At 62.8% G+C, this 18,106-nt stretch carries 19 protein-coding genes; 9 read left to right on the plus strand and 10 right to left on the minus strand.

What is annotated here, in order from left to right; genetic code table 11:
* The 5 genes from C8N43_RS04790 to C8N43_RS04810 form a co-directional block, all read right to left on the minus strand.
* Positions 1-513: a TRAP transporter small permease gene (locus C8N43_RS04790; protein ID WP_245912903.1), complete on the minus strand. Its 513-nt coding sequence runs from the start codon at positions 511-513 to the stop codon at positions 1-3.
* A gap of 70 nt (positions 514-583) precedes the next feature.
* Entirely contained in the window at positions 584-1,564 is a 981-nt protein-coding gene (locus C8N43_RS04795; protein WP_107844516.1) for a TRAP transporter substrate-binding protein, read from the minus strand.
* Positions 1,565-1,737: 173 nt separating this feature from the next.
* The gene (locus C8N43_RS04800) at positions 1,738-2,421 is read right to left on the minus strand and encodes a GntR family transcriptional regulator (RefSeq protein WP_107844517.1); all 684 of its coding nucleotides are present in this window, start codon (positions 2,419-2,421) and stop codon (positions 1,738-1,740) included.
* Between the two features lie 41 nt (positions 2,422-2,462).
* Positions 2,463-3,782, minus strand: coding sequence for a hypothetical protein (locus C8N43_RS04805; protein WP_107844518.1), 1,320 nt, complete (start codon positions 3,780-3,782; stop codon positions 2,463-2,465).
* Entirely contained in the window at positions 3,776-5,026 is a 1,251-nt protein-coding gene (locus C8N43_RS04810) for an enolase C-terminal domain-like protein (protein WP_107844519.1), read from the minus strand. The genes C8N43_RS04805 and C8N43_RS04810 overlap by 7 nt, the downstream gene beginning before the upstream one ends.
* A gap of 191 nt (positions 5,027-5,217) precedes the next feature.
* On the opposite strand from C8N43_RS04810, the gene C8N43_RS04815 reads away from it, so the two are divergent.
* The 7 genes from C8N43_RS04815 (at position 5,218) to C8N43_RS04845 (ending at position 13,459) form a co-directional block, all read left to right on the plus strand.
* Complete coding sequence (locus C8N43_RS04815; protein ID WP_107844520.1) at positions 5,218-6,321, plus strand: ABC transporter ATP-binding protein; 1,104 nt, start codon at positions 5,218-5,220, stop codon at positions 6,319-6,321.
* A complete protein-coding gene (locus C8N43_RS04820; RefSeq protein ID WP_107844521.1) occupies positions 6,318-7,271 on the plus strand; it encodes an ABC transporter permease in 954 nt (317 codons plus the stop codon). The genes C8N43_RS04815 and C8N43_RS04820 overlap by 4 nt, the downstream gene beginning before the upstream one ends.
* A 13-nt stretch (positions 7,272-7,284) precedes the next feature.
* Positions 7,285-8,166 carry a carbohydrate ABC transporter permease gene (locus C8N43_RS04825; RefSeq protein ID WP_107844522.1) on the plus strand — a complete coding sequence of 294 codons (882 nt, stop codon included), beginning with the start codon at positions 7,285-7,287 and terminating at the stop codon, positions 8,164-8,166.
* Positions 8,167-8,195: 29 nt separating this feature from the next.
* On the plus strand, positions 8,196-9,758 hold the full coding sequence (locus tag C8N43_RS04830; protein ID WP_107844523.1) for an extracellular solute-binding protein: 1,563 nt from the start codon (positions 8,196-8,198) through the stop codon (positions 9,756-9,758).
* Between the two features lie 88 nt (positions 9,759-9,846).
* On the plus strand, positions 9,847-12,171 hold the full coding sequence (locus C8N43_RS04835) for a DUF4962 domain-containing protein (protein ID WP_107846240.1): 2,325 nt from the start codon (positions 9,847-9,849) through the stop codon (positions 12,169-12,171).
* A gap of 21 nt (positions 12,172-12,192) precedes the next feature.
* Positions 12,193-12,936: an SDR family NAD(P)-dependent oxidoreductase gene (locus C8N43_RS04840; RefSeq protein ID WP_107844524.1), complete on the plus strand. Its 744-nt coding sequence runs from the start codon at positions 12,193-12,195 to the stop codon at positions 12,934-12,936.
* Positions 12,937-12,946: 10 nt separating this feature from the next.
* On the plus strand, positions 12,947-13,459 hold the full coding sequence (locus C8N43_RS04845; protein WP_107844525.1) for a peroxiredoxin family protein: 513 nt from the start codon (positions 12,947-12,949) through the stop codon (positions 13,457-13,459).
* A gap of 153 nt (positions 13,460-13,612) precedes the next feature.
* Here the strand turns inward: C8N43_RS04845 and C8N43_RS04850 are convergent, their stop codons facing one another.
* The 5 genes from C8N43_RS04850 to C8N43_RS04870 all read right to left on the minus strand — a co-directional run bounded on the left by C8N43_RS04850 (position 13,613) and on the right by C8N43_RS04870 (position 16,458).
* Positions 13,613-14,077 carry an SRPBCC domain-containing protein gene (locus tag C8N43_RS04850; protein WP_107844526.1) on the minus strand — a complete coding sequence of 155 codons (465 nt, stop codon included), beginning with the start codon at positions 14,075-14,077 and terminating at the stop codon, positions 13,613-13,615.
* A 3-nt stretch (positions 14,078-14,080) separates the two neighbouring features.
* On the minus strand, positions 14,081-14,404 hold the full coding sequence (locus tag C8N43_RS04855; RefSeq protein WP_107844527.1) for an ArsR/SmtB family transcription factor: 324 nt from the start codon (positions 14,402-14,404) through the stop codon (positions 14,081-14,083).
* A 179-nt stretch (positions 14,405-14,583) separates the two neighbouring features.
* On the minus strand, positions 14,584-15,312 hold the full coding sequence (kduD, locus tag C8N43_RS04860) for a 2-dehydro-3-deoxy-D-gluconate 5-dehydrogenase KduD (protein WP_107844528.1): 729 nt from the start codon (positions 15,310-15,312) through the stop codon (positions 14,584-14,586).
* A complete protein-coding gene (gene kduI, locus C8N43_RS04865) occupies positions 15,309-16,133 on the minus strand; it encodes a 5-dehydro-4-deoxy-D-glucuronate isomerase (RefSeq protein WP_107844529.1) in 825 nt (274 codons plus the stop codon). The genes kduD and kduI overlap by 4 nt, the downstream gene beginning before the upstream one ends.
* Before the next feature lie 16 nt (positions 16,134-16,149).
* A complete protein-coding gene (locus C8N43_RS04870) occupies positions 16,150-16,458 on the minus strand; it encodes a cupin domain-containing protein (RefSeq protein ID WP_107844530.1) in 309 nt (102 codons plus the stop codon).
* Between the two features lie 151 nt (positions 16,459-16,609).
* Between C8N43_RS04870 and C8N43_RS04875 the strand changes: the two genes are divergently transcribed.
* Positions 16,610-17,506: a sugar kinase gene (locus C8N43_RS04875; RefSeq protein WP_107844531.1), complete on the plus strand. Its 897-nt coding sequence runs from the start codon at positions 16,610-16,612 to the stop codon at positions 17,504-17,506.
* 135 nt (positions 17,507-17,641) lie between these two features.
* The gene (locus tag C8N43_RS04880; RefSeq protein ID WP_107844532.1) at positions 17,642-18,106 is read left to right on the plus strand and encodes a (2Fe-2S)-binding protein; all 465 of its coding nucleotides are present in this window, start codon (positions 17,642-17,644) and stop codon (positions 18,104-18,106) included.

Genomic DNA, 18,106 nt, shown 5'->3' on the forward strand with positions numbered 1-18,106 from the left:
TCAGCCCTCCGCATGGGTGTGAAGGTGCCAGTCCTCGCCGAAGGTCAGCGCGCGCAGCACTGCGCGCAACCCGGCAAAGATCGCCACCAGCCCCCCACAGGACGTAATCGCCAGCGTGCGGTAGCTTTCGGGGATATCGAGCATCGGCAGGCGCGAGCCCGCGCCGAATTGCATCAGCTCCATCCCCGCGATCAGCATGACGATGCCGAAGGCCGCGAGGATCAGGTCGATGGCGATCATGACGACCTTTTGGGCTTTCTCCGGCAGCATGTCGCGAAACAGCGTCACGCCCAGATGGGTGTTCTCGCGCACGCCTGCGGCGGCGCCCAGAAAAGCGATGTAGCAGATCAGCAGCAGCGCCAGCTGCTCGACCCAGGTCGGAGTGGCATTGAGCACATAGCGGCCGAAGACGAGCCAGCCGAAGGTCACCACCAGCACTACGAGGGCAATGGAGGCCACCGCGATGCACAGCCTCGACACCCAGTTCAGCGCCGTTTCCAAAATCTCGATCATGTGTCCCTGCCCCATCGAAAAAGCCGCCCGCGCCGAAAGGTCAGGCGCGGGCGGCTTCGGTACTTGCCGATTAGTTGCCGCGGATCAGGTTCACCAGCTCGGTGAGATCCGGGTTTGCCTCGAGGAAGCCGTCATAGACCGCGGACATGCGCTCCTGGAACGGGCCTTTGTCGGCGATCTTGTTGATCGTGACGCCACCGGCCTCGACCGCTTTCATGGCGGACGCCTCGCGCGCCTGCCACAGCTCGCGCTGCTCTTGCGCGGAGTTGCGCGCCGCGGTCTGCATGATTTCCTGCTGCTCCGGCGTCAGGGCCTCCCACGCGCGGGTGCTGACGCAGACGCATTCGGGGATGATCAGGTGCTCGGTCAGCGAGTAGTACTGCGCGACCTCGTAGTGGCTGACGCTCTCGTAGGAAGGCGGGTTGTTCTCGGCCCCGTCCACGACGCCGGTCTTGATCGACTGGTAGACCTCGCCAAAGGCCATGGGCGTCGCGTTGCCGTCGAGCGCCTCGACCATGCCAACGAAGAGCTGGTTGTTCATCACACGCAGCTTCAGGCCCTCGACATCCGCCGGAGAGTTGATCGGACGCACGGAGTTGTAGAAGGAGCGCGCGCCGCTGTCATACCATGCCAGAGCCTTGATGCCCTTCTTCTCCATGCCCGCGGAGATCGCGTCGCCCACGTCGCCGTCCATCAGCTCGTACATCTCTGGGATGCCCGGGAAGATGAAGGGCAGCGAGACCACGTTGGTCTCGGGGATCGAGGTGCCCATCGGGCCGAGGTTGAACTGGCCGATATCGAGCGCGCCAAGGCGCACCTGTTCGATCGCGTCGGGCTGGCTGCCCAGCACGCCGTTGTGGAACAGCTTGATCGTGACCTCGCCGCCGGTCTTGTCGGCCACTTCCGCCGCGAAGCTCTCCAGCGCGATGGAGTTCGGGTAGTCCTCCACGTGGATATTCCAGGCGCGCAGCTCTACGGCTTGGGCGCTGGTGGCGGCCATGGCGGCGCACAGGCCTGCGGCCCAGAGGCCGGTCTTGGTAAACTTGGTCATGTCGGTGATCCTCCCAGATCGAAACAGTTTTTTGTTGAGCCGCGCGAGGCCGGGCCGATGGCCGTGGCGAGTCACGTCTCTGCAAACTAGTATGCTAGTATGGCAATACGCAAATCAACACAATTTATCGCTTTTTGGGACCCGCCCAAAAATTCAATCAGATCAGGGACCTATCAGTCCGAAAAGTAGGAGGCGTGGTCCTTGTAGATCGTCTCGACGGTGCTATCGAGCCGGGACAAATGCAGTCGGGTGGCCGCACAGAGCGCCGCGGTGTCACGCGCCTTCAGATGGGCGAGCATGGCTTTATGATCCTCGACCAGCACACCCATGCTGTCGGCCCCGGTCAGGCTGAGCACGCACAGGCGGTCGACCTGCGCCTTGTTCTCGGAAATCAGCTCGAAGGCGAACTCGCACTTGGCGGCGCGGCACAGCAGGCGATGGAAGTCGTAGTCAAGCGCGTGGAAGCCTTCGACATCACGAGAGGCCACAGCCTGCCCCTGCGCGTCGAGGCTGGCCTCGAACTCCGCCAGAAGCATGCCGTCCCACGCGTCGACCGCGCGGTGCATCACCTCCAGCTCGATGGCGAGGCGCGCGAACCGGGCCGTGGCAATCGAGGTCAGCGAGAACTTCTTGACCACGGTGGCCTTCTGCGGCCGGATCAGCAGCAGGTCGAGATTGTCGAGGCGGCTGAACGCATCACGCACTGGCTGGCGCGAGACCCCGAACTTGGAGGCGATCTCGGCCTCGGAAATCTTGGTGCCGGGCATCAGCTCCAGCGAAGAGATCTGCTCGTAGAGGTAATCGAACACGACGTCCGCACTGGTGCGGCGCTCCTGGATATCAGCTACATATGCCATCTACTTGGTCTCCTGCATTGCGCGCTCTGTAGGCCAATCGCTCATGAAACACTATCCCCTGCCGCCGCTTGTCCTGCCAATTCGGATCGGATGCCTGCGGCAAGCCACAGCCCGGCCGCCAGCGTCAGCGCCAGTATGGCCAGTGTCACCAGACGGAACGGATCGAGCCAGACCGGCCCCCATGACCACACCGCCGCCCCGTCGAGGCGCACCAGCATCACACCGCCGAGGCCCGTCACCGCCGACATCAACGCGATGTGGATCGCGGTCAGCATGTTGATCGCCTGAAACCCGCCCGGCGCGTCGAGGAACTGCGCGCGGTACATCGACGCCGCCATCATGTGGCCCGCGTCCAGCACGCCGCGCGCGAAGAAGAACGCCAGCAGCACGCCGGTGCCCAGAATGTAGTCTATCGAGCCGGGCGCCACCTGCGCGTAGTCCGGCACAAAGAGCAGCAGCGGGTAAAGCGCGAAGGCGTAAGCGTAGAACTGCAAGAACACCTGCCGGACCCCAAGCGCGTCGGCGCGCAGGCCCCAGAACACCTCCGACACGATGGAGCCAAGCATCCGCGCCACGACGGTCAGCATCAACAGGTTGGCCGGCAGGCTGAGCGCCCCCACGAGATAGACAATCAGGATAGGCCAGCTGAGCACCGCACCCACGATGCTCAGCGCCAGCGGGCGGCGCATCAGCGGGTTGGTCGTCAGGATATGCCACATCGGTGCGCGGGCCGGATCGCCGCGCTCTTTGTCGGGCGGGGGCGTGGCGGGCAGCTTGCCGTACCAGAAGCGCGAATTCAAAAGCAGCGCGAGGGAAACCAATAGCAGGATTTGAAACTCTTCGCGGCTGAGGCTTTCGCCGACCAGCACGAAGCCGAACACGGCGAAGGCCATGGCGGTCGCCTGCTTCCACATCCGCAAGCGGCCCAGAAAGCGGCCGCGGTCGCGACCGGTGGACACCTCGGCCACAAGGTTCATCCAGACCGCGTTTTGCAGGAACTCGTTGCCGAAGACGAACCACACGCCGATGGCCATCAGGACCGGCAGCGGCGTCCATGCGGGCGGCAACACAAGCAGCGCCACGAGGCAGGAGATTTGCACGTAGCGAGCCCAGTGCAGCACCGTGACCCGCGGGACATGGGCGATCAGGGCGAGAAACGGGTAGCGTGCCAGCACCAGCAGCGGGACTAGTGCCAGAAACCAGCTGATCTGGCCGTTGCTCAGGCCCTGCACCTGCACGGCATAGGCCACGATGAAGGGCCCGATCACCATATCCTTGGCCAGCGCGCCGTTGAGCGTGCCGCGCACCAGCCAGCTTTGATGCCGCAACTGGTCCGGGGTGGAGCCTGCGATTGCTACCATCGCGGCACCTTGCGCACGTAGTCGGGCACATGTTTCAGCATCTCATCCGTGTCATCGCGGTCGATCACCTGCTGGTCGAGGTAGATCTGGTGCAGCTTCGCCACCGCGTCATGGTCCAGCTCGACGCCAAGGCCCGGGCCCTCGGGAACCGGCAGCTTGCCATCGACGAAGTTGGGCCTGCCGCCCTTGACGATCTCGTGGGCGTACCACGGGTAGTGCGTGTCGCTGTCATAGGTCAGGTTCGGCGTCGCGGCGGCGACATGGCACATGGCGGCCAGGCTGATGCCCAGATGCGAGTTGGAGTGCTGCGAGACGCCCAGACCGGCCGCGCGGCACATCTCGCCCAGATGGATCGCGCCGGTGGCCCCGCGCCAGTAATGGTGATCGGACAGCACGATCTGTACGGCGTCCTTCTTGACCGCCTCGATCACCTGTTCGAACTCGACGACCACCAGATTGGTAGCCAGCGGCATGTCGATCTGCGCGGACAGCTCCGCCATCGCATCCATACCGCGCACCGGGTCTTCGAGGTATTCCAGCACGCCGTCCAGCGCGTCCGCCACCCGCTTGGCCGTCGGCACCGTCCAGGCGCCCATCGGGTCGATACGCAAACCATGATCGGGGAAGGCCTCGCGCAGTTTCAGCATCGTCTCGATCTCAAGGTCTGGCTCCAGCACGCCGCCCTTCAGCTTGAGCGACTTGAAGCCGTATTCGTCGATCAGCGCACGGGCCTGTTCGACCATGGCGTCAGGGGTGATGACCTCGCCGAAGATGTCCGGACCGATGGCGTCCGGCAGGGTCGCATATTTGAAGAACAGGTAGCCGCCGAAGGGGATCTCGCGCCGCACCGCGCCGCCCAGAAGGTCATGCAGCGGACGGCCGACCTCTTTGCCGCGCAGATCAAGACAGGCGATCTCGAAGGCCGAATAGACCACGTCGATCACTTGGTGATCTGCGAGCGCCGTGGGGGCGTTCACCCCGCCCCCATTCGGCAGCGCGGCCTCGACCCGGGCGCGCAGGTCGCGCAGGTTGTACGGGTCGAGCCCGGTCAGCGTCGGAGCGGTCGCCTGAAGTCCTGCGAGCGTGCGCTTGGCGCCGTAAGCCTCGCCCAGACCAACAAGGCCGGTATCCGTCTCCACCTCGATCACGGCACGCAGGAACACGCGGCCATGCACGCCCTTCGTGTTGAGCAGCGGCACGTCCGGCACGGCGACGGGCGTGATTTTGACGGAGGTGATTTTCATGTTCTTATGCCCACGCAGTCTTTGCGAAAATTTCGTTTGCCGATTCTCAAATACTAGTATACCAGTTTTAGAAAGCAAGCTGCATCGCCTTTAAAATAAGCCGATCGCGAGGGGCCACACTGCGGGCTCGTCGAAGAGAGATGGTACACCTGGGCGGGCGCAGTGACGATTTGCGACGTCTGGGAGGGCGCATGTCCGGGGTTCAACTCGACAGTATTGTGAAGCGGTACGGCGCCGTTCAGGTGGTGCATGGCATCGATCTGGATGTGGCCGAAAAGGAATTCGTCGTCCTCGTCGGCCCCTCTGGCTGCGGCAAGTCCACCACCCTGCGCATGGTCGCGGGGCTGGAGGAAATCAGCGACGGCGAGGTCACCATTGATGGCCGGATGGTCAACCGTGTGGCGCCCAAGGACCGCGACGTAGCGATGGTGTTCCAGAACTATGCACTCTACCCCCATCTCAACGTGGCCGAGAACATCGCCTTCGGCCTGCGCATCCGGCGCGAGAGCAAGCAGGCCATCAAGCAATCCATCGATGAAGTTGCGGGCATCCTGGGCCTGACCGACTACCTGGACCGCCGCCCCGCCGACCTGTCGGGCGGGCAGCGCCAGCGGGTCGCCATGGGCCGCGCGATTGTGCGCCGCCCGAAGGTGTTTTTGTTCGACGAGCCGCTGTCCAACCTCGATGCCAAGCTGCGCACCCAGATGCGCGCCGAGATCAAACGGCTGCATAACCGGCTCGGCGTGACCTCGATCTACGTGACCCATGATCAGGTCGAGGCGATGACGCTGGCCGACCGGATCGTCGTCATGCATGACGGCCGGATCGAGCAGGTCGGCACCCCGATGGAGCTGTTCCTGAACCCGGTGAACACATTTGTGGCGGGGTTTCTGGGCTCGCCGCCGATGAACCAGATCCGCGCGAAGGTCGAGAAGACCGAAGCGGGGTTCGTCGCGCATTTCTCGGGCAATTCCCTGCCCTTAGCGTCCTTGGGTGATCTTGAAACGCGGGTCGGGCAAGAGGTGACGCTTGGCATCCGTCCCGAATACGCCTCTCCCGTGGTGGCGGGCACTCCGGGCGCCGTTGGCATCGAGTTGGACCTCGTCGAAACACTTGGATCGGAAGCGCTGCTGCACGCCTTGCTGGCGGGCGATCCGTTCGTCATCAAGGCCGAGACTCTGGGCAACCTGCGTGCGCTGGACGAGGTCGCGGGCTTCACCATCGCGCCCGAGCTGATCCGCATCTTCGATGGCGAAACGGGCGTGGCTCTGGCCGGACAGGACCGCGCGGCATGACCGACAGCGCCGGGCATAAGTCGCGCTTCGAGCAGCCCAGCCGGGTGGAGCGGATCGTCGACACGCTGAAGCGCGACTGGCAGCTCTACCTGATGCTGGCGCCGCTGGTGATCTGGCTGCTGCTGTTTCTCTACAAGCCAATGTACGGCCTGCAGGTCGCATTCAAGGATTATTCGATCTTCAGAGGCGTGGCGAACAGCCCATGGATCGGGTTCGAGCATTTCGAGACGCTGTTTGGCAATGACCAGTTCCTGCGCGCGCTGCGCAACACCGTCATCATCAGCTTCTGGACGCTGCTGATCGGGTTCCCGGTGCCGATCCTGCTGGCCTTGATGTTCAACGAGATCATCAACCATACGTTTAAAAAGTGGACGCAAACGATTGTTTATCTTCCACATTTCATCTCATCGGTAATCATCGCCGGGATCGTGATCACCGCCTTCTCGCCCAGCGCGGGGATCGTGAACACGGTGATCGGCTGGTTCGGGTTCGAGCCGGTGTATTTCCTGACGAGGGCCGAGTGGTTCAGGCCGATCTTCATCGGCACCGGCATCTGGCAGGAGGCGGGCTTCCAGTCCATCGTCTACCTCGCGGCCATCGCAGGGGTCTCGCCTACGCTTTACGAAAGCGCCGTCGTGGATGGTGCCAGCCGCTGGCAGATGATGTGGAAGATCACCATCCCGTCGATCATGCCCACGATCATCATCATGTTGATCATCCGCATCGGCAACATCCTGGAGGTGAGCTTCGAGATGATCATCCTGCTCTACCAGCCCGCGACCTACGAGACGGCGGATGTGGTCAATACCTTTATCTACCGCCAAGGCATTCAGGCCGGCCAGTACGATTTCGCCGCCGCTGCGGGTTTGTTCAACGCCGTCATCGCCTTTGTGCTGGTGATCTCCGCCAACGCGCTATCACGGCGCTATTCCAACACATCGCTTTGGTAAGGGGGGCAAACGCATGGCAAACATGAACCTCTACTCTCGCGGCGACCGGATTTTCGTCTGGATGAACATGTTCCTGGTGGGCGTGTTCACCCTGTCGACGCTCTACCCGTTCATCTACATCGCTGCGATCTCGCTTTCGACCGGGTTCGAGGCGCGGGCGGGCAACGTCGTGCTGACCCCGGTCGATCTGACCTTTGCCGCCTATGAATACGTGGTGGCACAGCCGGAATTCTGGCGCAGCTATCTCAACACCTTCATCTACACGATCGGCGGCACCCTGATGTCGCTGGCCTTCATCATTCCCGGTGCCTACGCGCTGTCGCGCCCACGGCTTTATGGCCGGCGGTTCTGGAACCTGATGGTGGCATTCACCATGTGGTTCAATGCAGGCCTGATCCCGTTCTTTTTGAACATGCGCGATCTTGGCCTGTTGGACAGCTATTTCGGCATCATCATCGGCTTTGCGGTCAACGGGTTCAACGTGATCTTGATGCGCAATTTCTTCGAGGGCATTCCGTCGAGCTTCGAGGAGGCCGCGCGCATGGACGGGGCCAACGAGTTTCAGGTGCTGTGGAAGGTCTACGTGCCGCTCGCTAAGCCCGCGATTGCCACGATTGCGCTGTTTTGCATCGTGTCGCGCTGGAACGGCTTCTTCTGGGCCATGGTACTGCTGCAGGACCAGCAAAAGGTCCCACTGCAGGTCTACCTACGCCACACGATTGCGACGCTGTCGGACGATCAGGAATTCTCGGACACGCTGTTCACGCAGGCCTATTCGGTCGAGACCGTGACGGCAGCGATCATCGTCTGCTCGATCATACCAGTGCTACTGATTTACCCATTCCTGCAAAAATACTTCAACAAAGGCATCATGTTAGGTGGTGTGAAGGAATGAAACAAACCTGCATAAACGGGAGGAACATTATGCGGAAACTAACCTTAATCTCTGGCCTGCTCCTGACGACGGGGCTTGCGGCCCCGGCCCTGTCAGATGGCCATCTCCGGATCGTGGACGAGCCGCTTGAGCTGTCGATCCAGATGAACCACGCGCGCTACCCGGTCTATGACGAGAACTGGCCGGTGGAGAAAGCCGCCAGCGCGTGGACCGGCATCAGCCTGAAGGACGCGACCGTGGGCGCCAACACCCGCACCAGCGAAAACGACGGCAAGACCGAGGCGCTGAACCTGATGCTGGCCTCGGGCCAAATCCCTGACATCGTCGGCTCCAGCCGCCTGAAGGATTTCGTCAACCAGTACGGCCCCGAGGGCGCGTTCATCCCGCTCAACGATCTGATCGACGAGCATGCGCCGAACCTGAAGGCCTATCTGGACGAGCGCCCAGAAATCAAATCCGCAATCTCTGCCGCGGATGGCAACATGTACTACGTGCCCTATCTGCCGGACGGCAAATACGGGCGGGCCTACTGGATGCGCACGGACTGGCTGGAGAAGCTTGGCCTCGACGTGCCGGAAACGGTCGAGGAATACGAAGCCGCGCTGCGCGCCTTCAAGACCCAGGACCCCAACGGCAACGGCAAGGCGGACGAGGTTCCCTATTTCGCCCGCCAGTGGCCAGAGCTGATCCGTCTGGTGACATTGTGGGATGGCCGTTCGTCCGGCTCCGACACCTACCACGACTTCTACGTCGACAATGGCAAGATGGCGCATCCTTATGCCGGCGAAGGCTACCGCGAAGGGATCAAGAACCTTGCCCGTTGGTACAAGGAGGGTCTGATCGACGCCGAGATCTTCACCCGCGGCTCGTCATCCCGCGACTACCTGCTGTCGGAGAACCTTGGTGGTGCGACCCATGACTGGTTCGCCTCGACCTCGGGCTACAACCGCCTGTCGGCCGACATCGAGGGCTTCGAGATCAAGGCCATCGCGCCGCCCGCGTCGATCTCCGGCAAGCGCATCGAAGAGCACCGCCGCATCCCGATCAAGCCGGACGGCTGGGCCATCGGCTACACCAACGAGCACCCGGTCGAAACGATCAAGTATTTCGACTTCTGGTTCACCGAGGAAGGCCGCCGTCTGGCCAATTTCGGCATCGAGGGCGAGCAGTACGACATGGTCGACGGCAAGCCGATCTTCAAGGAAGAGTTCCTCAACAACACCAAGCCGGTGAACAACCAGCTCTACGAGATCGGCTCACAGCTTCAGGCGCGCGGCTACTTCCAGGATTACAATTACGAAATCCAGTGGTCGAACGAATACGCGCTCGAAGGGATCGCCCTCTACGATGAAGGCGACTACTTGATCGATCAGTTCCTCGGCGTGGCGTTCACCCCGGACGAACAGAAGGTCTACGACAAGAACTGGGGCTCGATCCGCGACTACATGCTGGAGCGCCAGCAAGCGTGGATCCTGGGTCAGGGCGATGTCGAAGCCGACTGGGACGACTACACGGCGACCCTCAACAAGATGGGCCTGCAAGATGTCCTCGCCGTGATGCAATCCGCCTATGACCGCCAGTACGGTGGCTAGGGCCTGAACGGTTCTCCCAAGTGAGGGGCGCGGCATGAACTCGCTGCGCCCCTTGCGTTTCTTTTCGCTCCAAGAAAGCCCACGCGCCATGCCCACCGGCACCCTGCCCGCCCTCGACGAGCCCAAAGCGGGCCGCCTGAACATCCAATACGCGCCCGATGCGTCCTGCGACGTGGTCGAGAACCCGCCGCGCTTCTCGTGGCTTCCCGTCATCGAGGCCGAGGCGCACTACGTGCTGCGCGTCTCCACCGACCCCGAATTTCCCAAGGGCAAGACGCAGCTCTTCGCCCCCTTGCCGCTCAACTTCTTCACCCCCGACGCGGCGCTCGCGCCCGGCGGATACCACTGGTGCTACGCCACCTGCGACGCGTCCGGCGCGCCCACCAGCGCGTGGAGCAGTGTGCGCAGCTTCATCGTGGCAGACGGCTTGCCCGAGACGCCGCTGGCGTCGCGATCCGAGCGCTACGCGAAGGCCGACATGGCCCACCCGCGCCTGTGGCTGTCGCCAAAACTGCTCAAGCAATTCAGCAAGGACGTCACCAAGGACCCCGGCCATTGCGCTTGGGACACCTTCTACGAGACATCCGTCGCCCCGTGGATGGAGCGCGACGTGATGACAGAGCCTGCGGGCTACCCCAACCACGAACGCACCGCGCCCATCTGGCGCGCGACGTACATTGCCTGCCAAGAGCTGATCTATGCCATCCGCCACCTCGCCGTGGGCGGCAAGGTCACTGGCGACGCGGCGATGATCGCGCGGGCCAAGGAATGGCTGCTGGAAGCGGCCAGCTGGAACCCCGCAGGCGCAACCTCGCGCAGCTACACCGACGAATGGGCGTTCCGGGTGAACCTGGCACTGGCGTGGGGCTATGACTGGCTCCACGACGAGCTGACAGGCGAAGAGCGCGACACGGTCCGCGCGGCCCTGCTGGCGCGCACCCGCGAGACGGCAGATCACATCATCAAGCACGCCAATATCCACCTCTTCCCCTTCGACAGCCACGCCGTGCGCGCGGTCTCTGCCGTACTGGTGCCGTCCTGCATCGCGCTGCTGGACGAGGAAGACGAGGCGCGCGATTGGCTGGATTACTCAATCGAGTTCCTGTCCACCGTCTATTCGCCTTGGGGCGACAGCGATGGCGGCTGGGCGGAAGGCCCGCATTACTGGATGACAGGCATGGCCTATCTGATCGATGCGGCCAACATGATCCGCAGCTTCGCGGGCATCGATCTCTACAAGCGGCCGTTCTTTCAGGCCACCGGCGACTTCCCACTATACACCAAGGCCCCCGACACCCGACGCGCAACTTTTGGCGATGACAGCACCATGGGCGACCTGCCCTGCCTGAAGATCGGCTACAACCTGCGCCAGTTCGCGGGCGTCACCGGCAACGGGGCCTACACCTGGTACTACGACGAAGTGAAGCGCAACGACGCGGGCACCGAGATGGAGTTCTACAACTGGGGCTGGTGGGACTTCAATTTCGACGAGATGGTCTACCAGCACGATTTCGGCACGGTCGAGGCCACCTCGCCGTCGGAGCTGCCGGTGATGCGCTGGTTCAAGGGCATCGGCTGGGTCGCGTTGCAGCACAAGATGGACGACCCCGACGCCCATATCCAATTCGTGATGAAGTCGTCGCCCTATGGCTCGATCTCGCACAGCCACGGGGATCAGAACGCGTTTTGCCTTGCGGGGTTCGGCGAGGATCTGGCCATCCAGTCGGGCTATTACGTGGCCTTCAACTCGACCATGCACCAGAACTGGCGGCGCCAGACCCGGTCCAAAAACGCGATCCTGATCAATGGCAAGGGCCAGTACGCAGGCAAGGACAAGGCGCAGGCGATGCGCGCTACGGGCACGATCACCACCTGCGAGGATCGCGGCGATCACATCTATCTCCAGGGCGACGCGACCGAGGCCTACCGCTCGCTCAGCCCCGAAGTGTCGCGCGTGTTAAGGGACGTCTATTTCGTCAACAACAGCTTCTTCGTCATTGTGGACGCGGTCGATGCCGAGACGCCTGTTTCGGTAGACTGGCTGCTGCACGCGAACGCGCCGATGCAACTGGGGGCCAACACGTTCCGCTACACCGGCGAGCGCGCGGGCTTCTACGGCCAGTTCCTCTGGTCCGAGGCGGGTGCGCCCACTCTGGATCAGGAAACCGGCTTCCCGGACGTGGACCCGTCGGAATACGAGGGTCTGCCCGTCAGCACATGCCTGCACGCCACCTTCCCCAAGGCCATCCGCCACCGCATCGCGACCCTGCTCGTCCCCTATAGTTTGAAGGCCCCGCAACGGGTGTTCAGCTTCCTCGACGATCAGGGCTACGACTGCGATCTCTACTTCACCGACGCCGACGAGCGCAGCTTCAAGGTCACCGTGCCGAAGACGTTCGACGTTGGCCGCTAATTTCTCAGACAGGACACCCCCATGACACTCAAAGACAAAGTAGCAATCGTAACCGGCGGTGGCCGCGACATCGGGCGGGCCTGCGCGATGCGGCTGGCCGAAGACGGCTGCGCGGTTGCGATCAACTACCACTCCTCGTCGGAGGGCGCAGACAGCGCCGTGGCCGAGATCAAGGCGATGGGCGGCAACGCTTTCGCCATGCAGGGCGATTTGACCAAACAGGCCGATGTCGAAGCGCTGGTCGAACGCACCGTGTCCGAGCTGGGCGGGCTGCATGTGCTGGTTAACAACGCGGGCGGGCTGGTCGCGCGCAAGCGGATCGAAGAGATGGACCTCGACCACTGGAACGCCGTGATGGATCTGAACCTGACATCCGTGTTCCTGCTGGTGAAGGCGTCGCTTGCCCATATGAGCGAGGGCGCGATTGTGAACCTCGCCTCGCAGGCCGGGCGCGATGGCGGCGGGCCGGGTGCCGTGGCCTATGCGACGTCGAAGGGGGCCGTGATGACCATGACCCGCGGTCTGGCGAAAGAGCTGGGCCCGAATATCCGCGTCAACGCGGTCTGCCCCGGCATGATCGACACCGATTTCCACAACGTCTTCACCAAGCCCGAAGTCCGCACCATGGTGGCGGGCAACACGCCGCTGAAGCGCGAGGGCGCGCCGGTGGATGTGGCCAATCTGGTGGCCTATCTCGCCTCCGACGGGGCGGCATTCGTGACCGGGGCCAGCATCGACATCAATGGCGGCATGCTGTTCAGCTAAGGGGATATCCATGAGCAAACCCGACGCCGGCGGGCAGATGCCCGAGCTGAGCTTCCCCCGCTTTGGGGGCGGTGAGATCACCGTGGGCGGGGCGCGCGAGCGCCATACGCTGCTGATCGTCTACCGCGGCAAGCATTGCGGACGCTGCAAGAAATACCTTGGCGCGTTCGAAGGATTGCAGGCGGATTGGCAGTCGGCGGGGTTCGATATCGCGGTGGTCTCCGCCGACCCGCTGGAGAAGGTCGAGGCCGACGTGGCCGAGTTCGGCTGGACCTTCCCCTTGGGCTTTGATCTGAGCGAGACGCAGATGCGCGCGCTGGGGCTCTATGTCTCCGACCCGCTGTCGCCCGACGAGACCGACCGCCGCTTCGCCGAGCCCGGCGTCTTCTGCGTGCGCCCCGACGGGGTGATCCAGGTGGTCTGCATCTCCAACGGCCCCGCCGCGCGGCCGGACCTTGTGGAACTGCTGGACGGCATGAAGTTCAACATCGCCCACAACCGCCCAGCGCGAGGGACGGCTTAGCGGGACAGGCCCACGTGAACGGTTGCTGGATTGGCGAGGTCTCGAAGGTCTGCTTGGAGCCCAGACTGAACAATGCTGCATCTTGACCGAATGACCGCTCATAGCATCATTGCCAGATGCCATGAGCAGTGAAGGAACAGCTCAGATACCCAATTACTCGACTTTTTCCCCAAGCATCGAAGCCAGGTTATCGAGCGCTTTCGTGTAGCCGTCACGATGACCCTGGACACCGCCTTCCCCGACAAACGATGTTATTTGATCTGTAAGGAGCAGGATCGTTGTTCCATCTGGCGCTTTGCTCAGGTCAAACGTGATGAGAGCAACGGTCAGCATGTTGTCACCGTCCCAGAGCTCCTCGGTAAAAGTGATGAGTCTATCATTCTCAACGAGATGGTAGGCGACATCCATGCGCCAGTTCAGTTCCTGACCGCGAGTACCGCACTTACCCGTTTCCGATCCGCCTGTTTTGACATTGCTTTCCAGAATTCGGATTTCAGTCGTATTGTCAGGCGCGGACCATTTTTCACGGGCTCTCGGGTCGGTGTAAGCCTGAAAAACCTCCTCCGGCGAAGCTGGTAGCGGTTTTTCCAGTGTCACGGTTTCGTGGTGAATTTCCATTGGTCAATCCTTTTTTGTGTGTGTGAGGTGTTCGGAAAGCTTGTCGAGACGCGCTTCCCAAAGTGCGCGGCGATCAGAGAACCATTTTTCGATCTGGCTCATTGCGGCAGGGTTGATCGAGCACGTTCGAACCCGACCGATTTTCTCGCTCGTGATAAGACCTGATCGTTCTAAAACGCCGAGATGCTTTGTGAATGCCGGTAGAGCCATGTCATACGGCTCAGCCAGTTCGCTGACGCTGGCAGGGGCTATCAGCAAGCGTTCCACGACCGCAAATCGTGTGGGGTCGGCAAGAGCGTGGAACTGCGCATGTAAATGGTTATCCATTTGGTTAAGTTACAGCGGCGACGGCCAAGCGTCAACAACACTTTGCTAATTGGTTAAGTTTAATGGCTACTACAGAGTAGGTAGCTGTGAGCCATCGGCTCAACAAAGCGGTCGTTCGTGTAGCGGCTACGAACGACGGCTTCGTCCCGCTTAGCAGCCCCCTAACGCCTGACCTCCGCTTACCGCGCCAGCCAGCCGCCGTCGACGTTCAGCACAGCGCCGTGGATGTATTTCGACGCGGGCGCGGATAGGAAGACGGCCGTCTCGGCGATGTCATCGGCCTGCCCCCAGCGGCCCGCGGGGATACGGTCGAGGATCGCCTTGTTGCGCTCGGGATCGGCGCGCAGGGCCTCGGTGTTGTTCGTCTCGATATAGCCCGGGGCGATGGCGTTCACGCCGATGCCGCGGGCGGCCCATTCATTGGCGAGGATCTTCGTCAGCCCTGCCACGCCGTGCTTGGACGCCGTGTAGGACGGCACCCGGATGCCCCCCTGGAATGACAGAAGCGACGCGATGTTGACGATACGGCCCTCGCGGCCTGCGGCCAAAGCGGCCTTGGCGAAAGCCTGCGACGTAAAGAACAGTGCCTTGAGGTTCACGTCCATCACGGCGTCCCAATCGTCTTCCGAGAAGTCGGTGCTGTCGTCGCGGCGGATGATGCCTGCGTTGTTGACCAGAATGTCCACGGTGCGATCCGTGAAGATGCCTGTGCCCGCCATCGGGTCGGCGAAGTCCAGTGCCAGTTCCTCGGCGCTGGCGATCAGGCCGACCGTCTCGGCACAAGACGAGCGGCCCGCGCAGATCACATGCGCGCCCGCGCGGCCCATCGCCACAGCGATGGCCTGCCCGATGCCGGTATTGGCCCCGGTGACCAGCGCGGTCTTGCCGTCGAGCGAGAAGGCACTCACCGCAAATCGCCCATGTCGACCATATCCATATCGGTGAAGTCGACATTGTCGCCCGCCATCGCCCAGCAGAACGTGTAGGACCCGGTGCCCGCGCCGCAATGGATCGACCATGGGGGCGAGATGACGGCTTCCTCGTTGTCCATGACGATGTGGCGGGTCTGGGACGGCTCGCCCATGAAGTGGAAGACGCGCTGGTCCTTGTCGATATCGAAATACAGGTATGCCTCCATCCGGCGGTCATGCAGGTGGGCGGGCATGGTATTCCAAAGCGAGCCGGGCTGGAACTGCGTGTAGCCCATCAAAAGCTGGCAGCTCTCGCAAACCTCTGGATGCAGGAACTGGATGATGACCCGCTCGTTGGCGGTGTCGCGCGATCCCAGCTCGACCCGGCGGGCGTCGCTGAGCTTGATGAGCTTCGTGGGGCATGTCCGGTGGGCAGGCGCCGACAGGATGTAGAAACGGCCCGCGCCGGAGAAGTCCACCGCGCCTGCGCCCATGCCGATGTAGAGCACTTCGCCACGCTCCAGCGTGTAAGTCTCGCCGCCGACGGAGACCTCGCCCGCCTCACCGATGTTCAGGATGCCCATCTCGCGTCGCTCAAGGAAGGTGGCGGTCCCGGTCTCCGCGACCTTGTCGAGGGTCAGCGTCTTGCCCGCGGGCACCACACTGCCAAGGATCAGGCGGTCGTAATGGCTGTAGACGATGCGGATCTCGCCCTTGGCGAACAGGTCGCCGACGTGGAAATGGCTGCGCAGCCCTTCGGTATCCAGCGCCTTGGCGGAGGCCGGATCAATGGCGTAGCGGGTTTCGGTCTTGAGCATGGAGAGGCGTCCTTGGTTAGAGAAAATCGTCGCGGCGCGGGGTGAAGCAGTCGACCAACTCGCCCGCCTCAAGGCAGGTGCAGCCATGGGTTACCATGGTCGGGATGACGAAACTGTCGCCCGGGCCGATCTCGGTGGCCTCGCCGTCCATCACGAAGCGGAAGCGGCCGGATTTGACATAGGTCGACTGGATATGCGGGTGGTTGTGCAGCTTGCCCTCTGCCCCCTCTTCAAAGCGGAAGGAGACCACCATGAGGTCGGGATGGTCGGCCAGCACTTGCCGTGTTACGCCCTCGTCGGCTTGCACGGGTGGGAAGTCGGGCATAGGAGAACTCCTGTCAGTTGGATCGAACCGAGCGCGTGTGTGCCAGAGGTCTTCACGGCCTCGTGCAAAATTGATATTCTAGTATACCAGTTGCGTCAATCACGGGATTCCCTGTCGCGCGCATCGCCAAAAACCGTCGAGGACCGCCCCCATGCCCAAACGCATCGCAGCCATCGGAGAGCCCATGGTGGAGCTCGCCCCGGCGGGCCCAGCGGACCAGTTCACACTCGCCTTCGCGGGGGACACGATGAACACGGCCTGGTATCTCAAGCGGCTGAACCCCGCGCTGGAGGTCGACTACATCACGCGGCTGGGCCGCGATGACATGTCGGACCGACTGGCGGATTATCTGGCGAAATCAGGGATCGGGACCGACTATATCAGCCGCTGCGATACGCGGACCGTCGGGCTCTACATGATCAGTCTGGCGAACGGAGAGCGCAGCTTTGCCTATTGGCGTGGGCAGTCGGCGGCCCGCGAACTGGCCCATGATCTGGAGGCGCTTGGCGCCGCGTGCGACGGCGCGGATATCGTCTATGTCTCGGGCATCACACTTGCCGTGCTGGAAGGCCCCGGGCGCGACAACCTGTTTGCCGCGCTCAAGGCCGCGCGGGCGGGCGGCGCGCTGGTGGCGTTCGATCCCAACCTGCGACCGCGCCTCTGGCCCGACACCGACACGATGTGCGCGGCGGTCATGGAGGCGGCGGCACTCAGCGACATCGCCCTGCCCTCGTTCGAGGATGAAGCGAGCTTCTTTGGCGATGCGGACCCGCAGGCGACCCTTGACCGTTATGCCGGCGCCGGGGCGCGCACGGTGATCGTGAAGAACGGCGAGGGCGCGATCGTGTATCTGCATCAGGGCGCGCAGGGCAGCTTCACCCCTGCCCCGGTCGCACAGGTGGTCGACACGACGGCCGCAGGTGACAGCTTCAACGCAGGCATCCTGGCGCATTTCGCGATGGACGCGCCCCTTGCCCCGCTGATCGAGACTGCCGCCGGGGTGTCCGCCAAGGTCATCCAAGCCCGCGGCGCGTTGGTCAAAATTTAGGCGGAGATCTGCCCGGGACGCGATTGTGAACGGGGTAAGGATGCTGTGACCTCGCCCTAACGTCACCTTGCCCTATACTGATCGGTACACTTGAGCGATTTCATCGTGCCCTGTCAGCAAGGAGGATCCCGACCCATGGCCATTTCCCTGAAACTCAACGGCGAGACCCGGGAGGTCGAGGCCGAGCCGGGCACACCGCTTCTTTGGGTGCTGCGCGATGAGCTGCAACTGACCGGAACGAAATTCGGCTGCGGCGTGGCCTCGTGCGGGGCCTGCACGGTGCATCTGGATGGCCAGCCCGTCCGCTCCTGCCAGACCTATATCGACGATGTCGAAGGCGCGGAGGTCACCACGATCGAGGCGATGGCCGACACCAAGATCGGGGCCGCTGTGCAGCAGGCCTGGGTCGAGCTGGACGTCGTGCAATGCGGCTACTGCCAATCCGGGCAGATCATGTCCGCGGTGGGTCTTCTGGCGGAGAACCCCAAGCCTTCGACCTCCGAGATCGACGACTACATGCACGGCAACGCCTGCCGCTGCGCCGCCTATCAACGCATCCGTGCTGGCATCCAGCGCGCATCTGAAATTCTGGAGGCCTGA

The sequence above is a fragment of the Litoreibacter ponti genome, from assembly GCF_003054285.1.
GTDB lineage: Bacteria > Pseudomonadota > Alphaproteobacteria > Rhodobacterales > Rhodobacteraceae > Litoreibacter > Litoreibacter ponti.